The following is a 9,937-nucleotide window of genomic DNA, read 5'->3' as shown; positions in this document are numbered from 1 at the left end:
GGCGAGATCATCACCGGCGTCGTCAAGCGCGTCGAGTTCGGCCATGTCGTCGTCGATCTCGGCCGCGCCGAAGGCGTGATCCGCCGCGATCAGCAGATCCCGCGCGAGGTGGTGCGCGTCAACGACCGCATCCGCTCGCTGATCCTCAAGGTGGTGCGCGAGAATCGCGGACCGCAGATCTTCCTCTCCCGCGCGCATCCGGACTTCATGAAGAAGCTGTTCGCGCAGGAAGTGCCGGAAATCTATGACGGCATCATCACCATCATGGCCGCTGCCCGTGATCCTGGTTCGCGCGCGAAGATCGGCGTCATCAGCCGCGATTCGTCGATCGATCCGGTCGGCGCCTGCGTCGGCATGAAGGGCAGCCGCGTCCAGGCGGTAGTGCAGGAGATGCAGGGCGAGAAGATCGACATCATTCCCTGGTCGCCCGACATCGCGACCTTCGTCGTCAACGCGCTCCAGCCCGCCAGCGTCAGCCGCGTGGTGATCGACGAGGAGGAGGAGCGGATCGAGGTGGTCGTCCCCGACGACCAGCTGAGCCTGGCGATCGGCCGGCGCGGGCAGAATGTCCGGCTCGCCAGCCAGCTCACCGCCAAGGCGATCGACATCCTCACCGAGCAGGACGCCAGCGACAAGCGCCAGAAGGAGTTCACCGAGCGCACCGAGACCTTCCAGAGCGAGCTCGACGTCGACGAGACGCTGGCGCAGCTGCTGGTCGCCGAGGGCTTCACCAGCCTGGAGGAGGTCGCCTATGTCGAGCCCGAGGAACTCGGGCAGATCGAGGGGCTGGAGGAGCTGGTCGACGAGCTGCAGAGCCGCGCCCAGGAGGCGCTGGATCGGCGCGAGCAGGCCAACCGCGAGGAGCGCACGTCGCTCGGCGTCGAGGATGCCCTCGCCGACATGCCCTATCTCACCGAGGCGATGCTGGTGACGCTGGGCAAGGCGGGGATCAAGACGCTCGACGATCTGGCCGATCTCGCCACCGACGAGCTGGTCGAGAAGAAGCGCGTCGAGCCGCGCCGCCGCAACGAGGACGCGCCCAAGCGGCCGGAGCCCAAGGGCGGCATCCTCAGCGCCTATGGGTTGAGCGACGAGCAGGGCAACGAGATCATCATGGCCGCCCGCGCGCACTGGTTCGCGGACGAGGAGGCAGGTGAGCCTGCCGAAGCCGGGGAGGACGCGCATGCGGACCCGGCACAATGAGACCGTAGCGTCAGACCCAAAGCCGGGTCAGGGTCACCCTCACCAGTCCGCGGCTGCGCCGCTCCCTCCCTCTCCCGATGGGAGAGGGAAAGGAGACGTCGCAGGCGGCGGGAAGGGTGAGAGTGACGGCGAAGACGGCCCGATCCGCTCCTGCATCCTGACGCGCGAGCGTGACGCGCGGGCGCAGCTGGTGCGGCTCGCGCTCGCCCCGGACGGTCAGGTGCTGCCCGACGTGCGGGCGAAAGCGCCCGGTCGCGGCGCCTGGATCGGCGTCACCTTCGCCGAGCTGGAAATCGCGCGCGCCAAGGGCAAGCTCAAGGGCGCGCTCGCCCGCGCGTTCAAGGGCGCGCCGTTCGCCGTCCCTCCCGACCTCGCCCAGCAGGTCGCCGCCGCGCTGGAGCGCAACGCGCTCGACCGGCTGGGGCTGGAGGCGCGCGCCGGTGCGCTCGTCACCGGGTCCGAGCGGATCGAGGCTGCCGCGCGCGCGGGGCGGCTCCACGCGCTCTATCATGCCGCCGACGCCGGCGCGGACGGTGCGGGCAAGCTCGCCCAGGCCTGGCGCGTCGGCTCCGACCGCGAAGGCGGTGACGTGAAGGGCTTAACATTGCCCGTCTCGCGCGCCATATTGAGCCAGGCGCTGGGGCGCGAGAATGTGGTGCATATCGGCGTCGCCGACAGCGCCGCGGCCCGGCGGGTGGGCGAGGCGCTCGACCGCTGGCTGTATTTCATCGGCCCGGAGCCTTCTTCCACGCCTTGCGCAACGGCCGCGCAGGGCGCATCGGCCGCCCGACATGCGGGCGGTCCCACGGCCGTGACCGACTAGAGGAATTCGAGTGAGCGAGACCGACAACGAGAAGCCGAAACTTGGCATGCGTCCCGCGCTCGGCGTGCGGCGCACGGTCGAGACCGGCAAGGTCAAGCAGAGCTTCAGCCACGGCCGTTCCAACACGGTGATCGTGGAGACGAAAAAGGCACGCACCTTCCGCCGGCCGGGTGATCCCGCCCCCGCCGAAGAGCCCGTCGCCGCGTCGCCGGCCGCCCCGGCCCCGACGGCGTCCCCTGCCCCGCGTCCCGCGCCTGCCGCGGAAACGCCGCAGGAGCGCGTCGCGCGCCTGGCGCGCGAGGCCGAGGACCAGCGGATGCACCAGCTGGAGGAGGGCCGCCGCCGCGAGACCGCCGATGCCGCCCGCGCCGCCGAGGAAGCGGCCGACGCCGCGCGTCAGCGCGTCGCCGAGCGCACCCCCGAGCCCGTGGAGGCTGCCGCCCCGCCGCCCGAGGCCGAGGAGCCCGCGCCGCAACCGCGCCCCGAGCCCGAGGTCGTCCGCGCTCAGCAGCAGCCGCCGGCCACGACCGCCCCGGCTCCCGCCGCGCCGCCGCCGCCGCCGCCGTTGACGGGTCTGGCGCGCGATCCGGCGATGCCGGCCCCGCGTCGCTTCTCGCCGGTCGCACGGCCCGACATCCCCAGGCCGCAGCCCAAGCCCGAGCCGGAGCCCGCGCCGGTCGCGGCCAGTGCGGCACCGCCTGCCCAGCCGGCGCAACCGGCGCAGCGCTCCTTCGGCCCCGGTGCGCCGACGCCGCGCACCGGCGCCCCCGCCCGCCCGCAGCAGCGCGACCGCAAGGGCGACGAGCGCCGCGGCGGCAAGCTGACCGTCAACCGCGCGCTCGGCGACGACGGCGCGCGCTCGCGCTCGCTCGCCGCGCTGAAGCGTGCGCGCGAGAAGGAAAAGCGCCACTTCGGCCCGCGCGAGGCGCAGGCCAAGCAGGTCCGCGACGTGGTCGTCCCCGAGGCGATCACCGTGCAAGAGCTCGCCAACCGCATGGCCGAGAAGGGCGCCGACCTCGTCAAGACGCTGTTCAAGATGGGCATGCCCGTCACGATGACGCAGACGATCGACCAGGACACGGCCGAGCTGCTGGTCACCGAGTTCGGCCACAACATCAGCCGCGTCTCGGCGGCCGACGTCGACCTGGCGGTCGATGTCGCCGAGGATGCGGTCGAGAACCTGCAGCCGCGCCCGCCCGTCGTCACGATCATGGGCCATGTCGATCACGGCAAGACCAGCCTGCTCGACGCGCTGCGCGGCACGGACGTGGCGCGCGGCGAGGCCGGCGGCATCACCCAGCATATCGGCGCCTATCAGGTGCAGCTGAAGGACAAGTCGAAGGTCACCTTCCTCGACACGCCCGGCCACGAGGCATTCTCGCAGATGCGCGCGCGCGGCGCGGACGTCACCGACATCGTCGTGCTGACGGTGGCGGCGGACGACGGGCTGATGCCGCAGACGATCGAGGCCATCAACCATACCAAGGCCGCCGGCAAGCCGATGATCGTCGCGATCAACAAGATCGACAAGCACGAGGCCAATGCCCAGCGCGTGCGCGAGCGCCTGCTGGAGCATGACGTGCAGGTCGAGGAGATGGGCGGCGAGACGCAGGACGTGGAGGTCTCCGCGCTCAAGAAGACCGGGCTGGACGCGCTGATCGAGAAGATCCAGCTTCAGGCCGCGCTGCTGGAGCTGCAGGCCAATCCCGATCGCCCGGCCGAGGCGACGGTGATCGAGGCGAAGCTCGACAAGGGCCGCGGGCCGGTCGCGACGGTGCTCGTCAACCGCGGCACGCTCAGGGTCGGCGACATCTTCGTGGTTGGCGCTGAGAGCGGCAAGGTCCGCGCGCTGGTCGACGACAAGGGCCGGCAGGTGAAGGCCGCCGATCCGGCGATGCCGGTCGAGGTGCTGGGCCTGTCCGGTGTGCCGCAGGCGGGCGACGTGCTGCAGGTCGTCGAGAACGAGGCGCGCGCGCGCGAGGTCGCCGAATATCGTCAGGGCGTGCTCACCCAGAAGCGCACCACGACCGCGCCGGCGAGCCTGGAGAGCATGTTCTCCGCGCTCAAGGACAAGCAGGCGATCGAGTATCCGCTGGTGGTCAAGGCCGACACGCAGGGCACGATCGAGGCGATCGTGGCGTCGATCAACAAGATCTCGACGGACCTGATCCGGGCGCGGATCCTGCATTCGGGCGTGGGCGGGATCACCGAGAGCGACGTGACGCTGGCGGCCGCCTCGGGCGCGCCGATCATCGGCTTCCACGTCCGGCCCAACGCCAATGCGCGCCAGATCGCCGAGCGGCAGAAGGTCGCGCTGAAATATTACGACGTGATCTACGACCTGATCGACGAGATCAGGGCGGGCATGGCGGGCGAGCTCGGCCCCGAGGCATTCGAGACGGTGGTCGGCCGCGCCGAGATCCGCGAGGTCTTCTCGGCGGGCAAGATCGGCAGGGCCGCGGGCCTGCTGGTGGTCGAGGGCGTCATCCGCAAGGCGCTCAAGGCCCGCATCACGCGCAACGACGTCATCATCTACAATGGCGAGATCGCCTCGCTGCGTCGGTTCAAGGACGACGTCCCGGAAGTCCGCGCCGGCCTGGAGTGCGGCGTGACGTTCACGCAGAACTTCACGGACATCAAGCCGGGCGATTTCCTGGAGACCTTCGAGGTCGAGATGCGCGAGCGGACGCTGTAGGGCGCCGCTCGCCATGTTCGGACCGCCGACGCCGATCCTGCGCAGCTTCGACGAGGCGCGGGCCAAGGCCTTCTACCTGGACTTTCTCGGCTTCGAGCCGGTGTTCGAGCACCGGTTCGAGCCGGGGCTGCCGCTCTACATGGGCGTCCGGCTCGGCGACTGCGCGCTGCATCTCTCGGAGCATTACGGCGACGGCTCACCCGGCGCGGCGATCCGTATTCCGGTCGACGACGTCGTCGCCTTCGCCGACGGGCTGCGCGCCAAGCAGTTCGGCAACGCGCGGCCAGGCCGCCCCGCGGAGACGGCCTGGGGAACGCGCGAGATCACCATTGCCGATCCCGCCGGCAACCGGCTGACCTTCTATACCGAGGCGGCGAATCTCCGGCAGACCGATGCCGTCGGCTGACTCGCCCGAGACGCGCTCGGTCCGCCTCCTGCGCGTCGGCGAGCAGGTGCGGCACATCCTGTCCGAGATCCTGCAACGCGGCGAGGTGCATGACGAGACACTCGCGTCGCATCTCGTCAGCGTCACGGAGGTGCGGATGTCACCCGACCTGCGCCACGCCACGGTCTTCGTGAAGCCGCTGCTCGGGCGCGACGAGGCGGCGGTGCTGCAGGCGCTGCGGCAGAACACCGCTTTCCTCCAGCGCGAGGTCGCGCATCGCGTGAGGACGAAATACGCGGCCAAGCTCAAGTTCCTGCCCGACGAGAGCTTCGATGAGGGCAATCATATCGAGGCGCTGCTCCGCGCGCCGAAGGTGGCGCGGGACTTGGGCGAGAGTTGACAGGCGCGCAGGTAAGACGCATCTTACGTCTATGAACGCGCAGACCCGCATGTCCGAAAAAGGTCAGGTCGTCATCCCCCGGGATGTGCGCCGTGCTCTCGAACTGGCACCGGGTCAGCAATTCGATGTGCTCCAGGCGGGCAGCGATGTCATCCTGCGACCGACGGGAAGACAACCGCGCCTCTCCTTTGAGGAGGCCGTCGCCGCTCTACGCCGCCGAGTGCGATACGACGGGCCCGCGATATCCGTCGGTGAGCTCAGCTGGTCGCGTCGCATCGGCGAGGATGACGCCGTCGCGTGAGGGCGATCGACACCAACGTCGCAGCGCGTTTCCTCCTGAACGACGACGAGCATCAGACCGCACGTGCGACGGCCATTCTGCGCGAGCCGGTCTGGATCGCGATGACGGTATGGCTTGAGCTGGGCTGGGTCCTCAGCACCCGCATCGGGCTCGACCGCGGCATGGTGGCGGATGCGCTCGACGCGCTCCTGCAGTTCGACACCGTCCACACCGATGACCGTGATGGTCTAGGATGGGCGGTCGCTCGCTACCGTGCCGGCGCCGATTGGGCGGACATGGTTCATCTCGTCGCGTCTCGCGCCGTGGCGGACGCGTTCGCCACGTTCGACCAGCGCGTCGCCGCGGACGCCGGCGGGCAAACGCCGCTTCCGGTCGAAACGATCGCCTGATGGCCAAGCTCTATTTCTATTACGCCTCGATGAACGCGGGAAAGTCGACGGGCCTGCTCCAGGCCGACTTCAACTATCGCGAGCGGGGCATGCGGACGCTGCTGTTCACCGCCGGCGTCGACGATCGCTATGCGGCGGGGACGATCACCTCGCGGATCGGGCTGACCGCGCCGGCCATCCCGTTCGACCGCGCCACCGATCTTCGCGCGCGCGCGCTGGCCGAACATGCGCGGGACGCGCTCGCCTGCGTGCTGGTGGATGAAGCGCAGTTCCTGTCGGCGGCGCAGGTCGAGAGCCTGGCGGCGCTGGCCGACGCGCATGGCGTGCCGGTGCTCTGCTACGGGCTGCGCACCGACTTTCGCGGCGAGCTGTTCGAAGGCTCGGCGCGGCTGCTGGCGCTGGCGGACACGCTCGTCGAGATCAAATCCGTCTGCTTCTGTGGCCGCAAGGCGACGATGAACCTGCGCGTCGACGCCGAAGGCCGCGCGATCGCGGAGGGGCGGCAGACCGATATCGGCGGGAACGAGCGCTATGTCGCGCTGTGCCGGCGCCATTTCACCGAAGCGCTGGGCTGACGCGCGTGCATGGCTGGCTGATCCTGGACAAGCCGGTCGGCATCGGCTCGACCGAGGCCGTGTCCGCCGTCAAGCGCGCGCTGCGGGCGGGCGGCTATGCGAAGGTCAAGGTCGGTCATGGCGGCACGCTCGACCCGCTCGCGTCCGGCGTGCTGCCGATCGCATTGGGGGAGGCGACCAAGCTTGCGGGGCGGCTGCTCGACAGCGACAAGGTGTATGCGTTCACGATCTGCCTTGGCGAGACCACGGACACCCTGGACGCGGAAGGCAGCGTCACCGCACGCTCGGACACGTTCGTGGAGGGTGCAAAGGTCGAGGATGTTCTGGTCGAGTTCCTCGGACCAATCGAGCAGGCGCCGCCCGCCTTTTCGGCGCTGAAGGTCGACGGCAAGCGAGCCTATGACCTCGCTCGTGCCGGGGCGGATGTCGTGCTCGCCACGCGGTCGGTCACGATCCATGACCTGACCTACGTCGCGTGGTGGAATGAGGGGGCCGACCGACAATTCGTCACGCTCGAAGCGCATGTATCCAAAGGGACCTACATCCGCTCGCTCGCGCGCGACGTCGCACTGGCGCTCGGCACCGTCGGCCACGTCACTTACCTGCGGCGCACCAGGGCCGGCCCGTTCGGCCTCGCCCACGCGATATCGCTGGACAAATTGCGCGAAGCCGCTAAGGCGCGCGAGCTTGAACATCACCTCCTGCCGTTGAGGGCGGGGCTGGACGACATCCCGGCTCTTTCCCTCACCCCCGACCAGGCAGGGGCGCTCCGTCAGGGGCGCGTGCTGGCCGGGATCACCGCCGACGACGGGCTCCACTTCGCGCTGCTGGACGATGTGCCGGTTGCCTTGGTGGCAGTCCGGGACCGCGAGGTCAGGGTCGAACGCGGCTTCAATCTTTCCACGATGTCGCAGGAACCGTCATGACGATCACCGCCGAGCGCAAGCAGGAACTCATCAAGGAGCACGGCCAGGCCGAGGGCGACACCGGCAGCCCCGAAGTGCAGGTCGCGATCCTGTCGGAGCGCATCCGCAACCTGACCGAGCACTTCAAGGGTCACGCCAAGGACAACCATTCGCGCCGCGGCCTGCTGATGATGGTCAACAAGCGGCGCTCGCTGCTGGACTATCTCCGCCACAAGGACGGCCAGCGCTATCTCGATCTCATCGCGAAGCTCGGCCTTCGCAAGTAATTAAAGGGCGGGCCTGAAGGTCCGCCCTTTTGTCATCTCCGCGGGGCTGGGATCCATGATCCCAGACGTCGGCGATGATGCGCTCCCGCCTGCGCGGGAGCGACGGAGGAAAGGCAATTCGGCCTCGCCTCCCAGGGGCAATAACACGTCCCGAACCGCCGCGGGCCGGCTTAGCCCGCAGATAGGCCCCGCCCGCATCCGGCGCGCGGAGTGAAGGAAACGCAATGTTCGATACCAGGAAAGTTCAGATCCAGTGGGGCAGCCAGACGCTGACGCTGGAAACGGGGCGCGTTGCGCGCCAGGCCGACGGCGCGGTGCTCGCGACGCTCGGCGAAACGGTCGTGCTGTGCGCCGTGACCGCGGCCAAGACCGTCAAGGAGGGGCAGGATTTCTTCCCGCTCACGGTCCATTACCAGGAGAAGTTCTCCTCCTCCGGCCGCATTCCCGGCGGCTTCTTCAAGCGCGAGCGCGGCGCCACCGAGCGTGAGACGCTGGTCAGCCGCCTGATCGACCGCCCGCTGCGGCCGCTGTTCCCGGAGGGCTTCTACAACGAGATCAACTGCATCGCGCAGGTGATGAGCTATGACGGCGAGAACGAGCCCGACCTCTTGGCGATGATCGCGGCGTCGGCGGCGATGACGCTGTCGGGCGTGCCGTTCATGGGCCCGATCGGCGCGGCCCGCGTCGGCTACAAGGACGGCGAGTATCAGCTCAACCCGTCGGACGCCGACGTCGCGACCGGCGAGCTCGACCTGATGGTCGCCGCCACGCACGACGCGGTGATGATGGTCGAGTCGGAAGCCAAGGAGCTGTCCGAGGACATCATGCTCGGCGCCGTCATGTTCGCGCACAAGGCGTCGCAGCAGGTGATCGAGGCGATCATCAAGCTCGCCGAGCAGGCCGCCAAGGAGCCGTGGGAGCTGAAGCCCCAGGCCGATGTCGCCGCGCACAAGGCCAAGCTGAAGGAGCTGATCGGCGCCGACATGGCCGCCGCCTACCAGTTGACCGACAAGCAGGCGCGCCAGACCGCGATCAACGCCGCCCGCACCAAGGCACGCGAGGCGTTCGAGGACCTGAAGCACGCCAATCCCGCCGAGTATCTCGGCACGCTGAAGCTGGTGAAGAAGGTGGAGGCGGAGATCGTCCGCGGCGCCATCCTCGATACCGGCCGCCGCATCGACGGCCGCGACACCAGGACGGTCCGGCCGATCGACGCGGAGGTACACTTCCTGCCGCGCGCGCACGGCTCGGCGCTGTTCACCCGCGGCGAGACGCAGACCATCGCCACCACGACGCTGGGCACGCGCGACGCCGAGCAGATGATCGATGGGCTGAATGGCCTCAGCTATCAGCACTTCATGCTGCACTACAACTTCCCGCCCTATTCGGTCGGTGAAGTGGGCCGCTTCGGCGCGCCGAGCCGCCGCGACATCGGCCATGGCAAGCTCGCCTGGCGGGCGCTGCACGCGGTGCTGCCGACCAAGGAGGAGTTTCCCTACACCATCCGCGTCACCAGCGACATCACCGAGAGCAACGGCTCCTCGTCGATGGCGACGGTCTGCGGCGGCTCGCTGAGCCTGATGGATGCGGGCGTGCCGATCAAGCGGCCGGTCAGCGGCATCGCGATGGGGCTGATCCTGGAGGGCGAGAAGTTCGCCGTGCTGTCGGACATCCTGGGCGACGAGGACCACCTCGGCGACATGGACTTCAAGGTGGCCGGCACCAGCGAGGGCATCACCTCGCTGCAGATGGACATCAAGATCGCCGGCATCACCGAGGAGATCATGCGCGTCGCGCTCGCGCAGGCGCATGAGGGTCGCGCCCATATCCTGGTCGAGATGGCCAAGGCGCTCGACCATACCCGCGAGGAGCTGTCCGCCCACGCGCCGCGGATCGAGAGCTTCACCATCGACAAGTCGAAGATCCGCGAAGTGATCGGCACCGGCGGCAAGGTGATCCGCGAGATCGTCGCCA

11 protein-coding genes are annotated in these 9,937 nt (G+C 69.2%); all 11 read left to right on the top strand.

Annotated elements, in window-relative coordinates; all coding sequences use genetic code 11:
- Positions 1-1,203 (top strand): transcription termination factor NusA (gene nusA / locus ACFE64_RS13710; protein WP_375393020.1); only part of this gene is annotated, 1,203 nt, incomplete at its 5' end.
- A gap of 142 nt (positions 1,204-1,345) precedes the next feature.
- Positions 1,346-2,026, top strand: coding sequence for a DUF448 domain-containing protein (locus ACFE64_RS13705; protein ID WP_375393021.1), 681 nt, complete (start codon positions 1,346-1,348; stop codon positions 2,024-2,026).
- 10 nt (positions 2,027-2,036) lie between these two features.
- The gene (infB, locus tag ACFE64_RS13700) at positions 2,037-4,721 is read left to right on the top strand and encodes a translation initiation factor IF-2 (protein WP_375393019.1); all 2,685 of its coding nucleotides are present in this window, start codon (positions 2,037-2,039) and stop codon (positions 4,719-4,721) included.
- Positions 4,722-4,734: 13 nt separating this feature from the next.
- Positions 4,735-5,127, top strand: coding sequence for a glyoxalase superfamily protein (locus tag ACFE64_RS13695; protein WP_375393018.1), 393 nt, complete (start codon positions 4,735-4,737; stop codon positions 5,125-5,127).
- Positions 5,114-5,506, top strand: coding sequence for a 30S ribosome-binding factor RbfA (gene rbfA / locus ACFE64_RS13690; RefSeq protein WP_375393017.1), 393 nt, complete (start codon positions 5,114-5,116; stop codon positions 5,504-5,506). Before ACFE64_RS13695 ends, rbfA begins: the two co-directional genes overlap by 14 nt.
- Positions 5,507-5,537: 31 nt before the next feature.
- The gene (locus ACFE64_RS13685; protein WP_375393016.1) at positions 5,538-5,807 is read left to right on the top strand and encodes an AbrB/MazE/SpoVT family DNA-binding domain-containing protein; all 270 of its coding nucleotides are present in this window, start codon (positions 5,538-5,540) and stop codon (positions 5,805-5,807) included.
- Positions 5,804-6,196: a type II toxin-antitoxin system VapC family toxin gene (locus ACFE64_RS13680; RefSeq protein ID WP_375393015.1), complete on the top strand. Its 393-nt coding sequence runs from the start codon at positions 5,804-5,806 to the stop codon at positions 6,194-6,196. Before ACFE64_RS13685 ends, ACFE64_RS13680 begins: the two co-directional genes overlap by 4 nt.
- Positions 6,196-6,771 carry a thymidine kinase gene (locus tag ACFE64_RS13675; RefSeq protein WP_375393014.1) on the top strand — a complete coding sequence of 192 codons (576 nt, stop codon included), beginning with the start codon at positions 6,196-6,198 and terminating at the stop codon, positions 6,769-6,771. Before ACFE64_RS13680 ends, ACFE64_RS13675 begins: the two co-directional genes overlap by 1 nt.
- A 5-nt stretch (positions 6,772-6,776) precedes the next feature.
- Entirely contained in the window at positions 6,777-7,697 is a 921-nt protein-coding gene (gene truB / locus ACFE64_RS13670) for a tRNA pseudouridine(55) synthase TruB (protein WP_375393013.1), read from the top strand.
- The gene (gene rpsO / locus ACFE64_RS13665; RefSeq protein ID WP_375393012.1) at positions 7,694-7,963 is read left to right on the top strand and encodes a 30S ribosomal protein S15; all 270 of its coding nucleotides are present in this window, start codon (positions 7,694-7,696) and stop codon (positions 7,961-7,963) included. Before truB ends, rpsO begins: the two co-directional genes overlap by 4 nt.
- A 224-nt stretch (positions 7,964-8,187) precedes the next feature.
- Positions 8,188-9,937: polyribonucleotide nucleotidyltransferase (gene pnp / locus ACFE64_RS13660; protein WP_375393011.1), on the top strand; the 1,750-nt coding region annotated here is incomplete at its 3' end.

This window comes from uncultured Sphingomonas sp., assembly GCF_964250165.1.
Taxonomy (GTDB): domain Bacteria; phylum Pseudomonadota; class Alphaproteobacteria; order Sphingomonadales; family Sphingomonadaceae; genus Sphingomonas.
This window is presented reverse-complemented; position numbering and strand designations above follow the sequence as displayed.

Excerpts from the sequence above, each read along its gene's own strand:
- ACFE64_RS13675 (WP_375393014.1), top strand. The coding sequence starts at position 6,196 with ATGGCCAAGCTCTATTTCTATTACGCCTCGATGAACGCGGGAAAGTCG.
- ACFE64_RS13695 (WP_375393018.1), top strand. The coding sequence starts at position 4,735 with ATGTTCGGACCGCCGACGCCGATCCTGCGCAGCTTCGACGAGGCGCGG.
- rpsO (WP_375393012.1), top strand. The coding sequence starts at position 7,694 with ATGACGATCACCGCCGAGCGCAAGCAGGAACTCATCAAGGAGCACGGC.
- rbfA (WP_375393017.1), top strand. The coding sequence starts at position 5,114 with ATGCCGTCGGCTGACTCGCCCGAGACGCGCTCGGTCCGCCTCCTGCGC.
- ACFE64_RS13685 (WP_375393016.1), top strand. The coding sequence starts at position 5,538 with ATGAACGCGCAGACCCGCATGTCCGAAAAAGGTCAGGTCGTCATCCCC.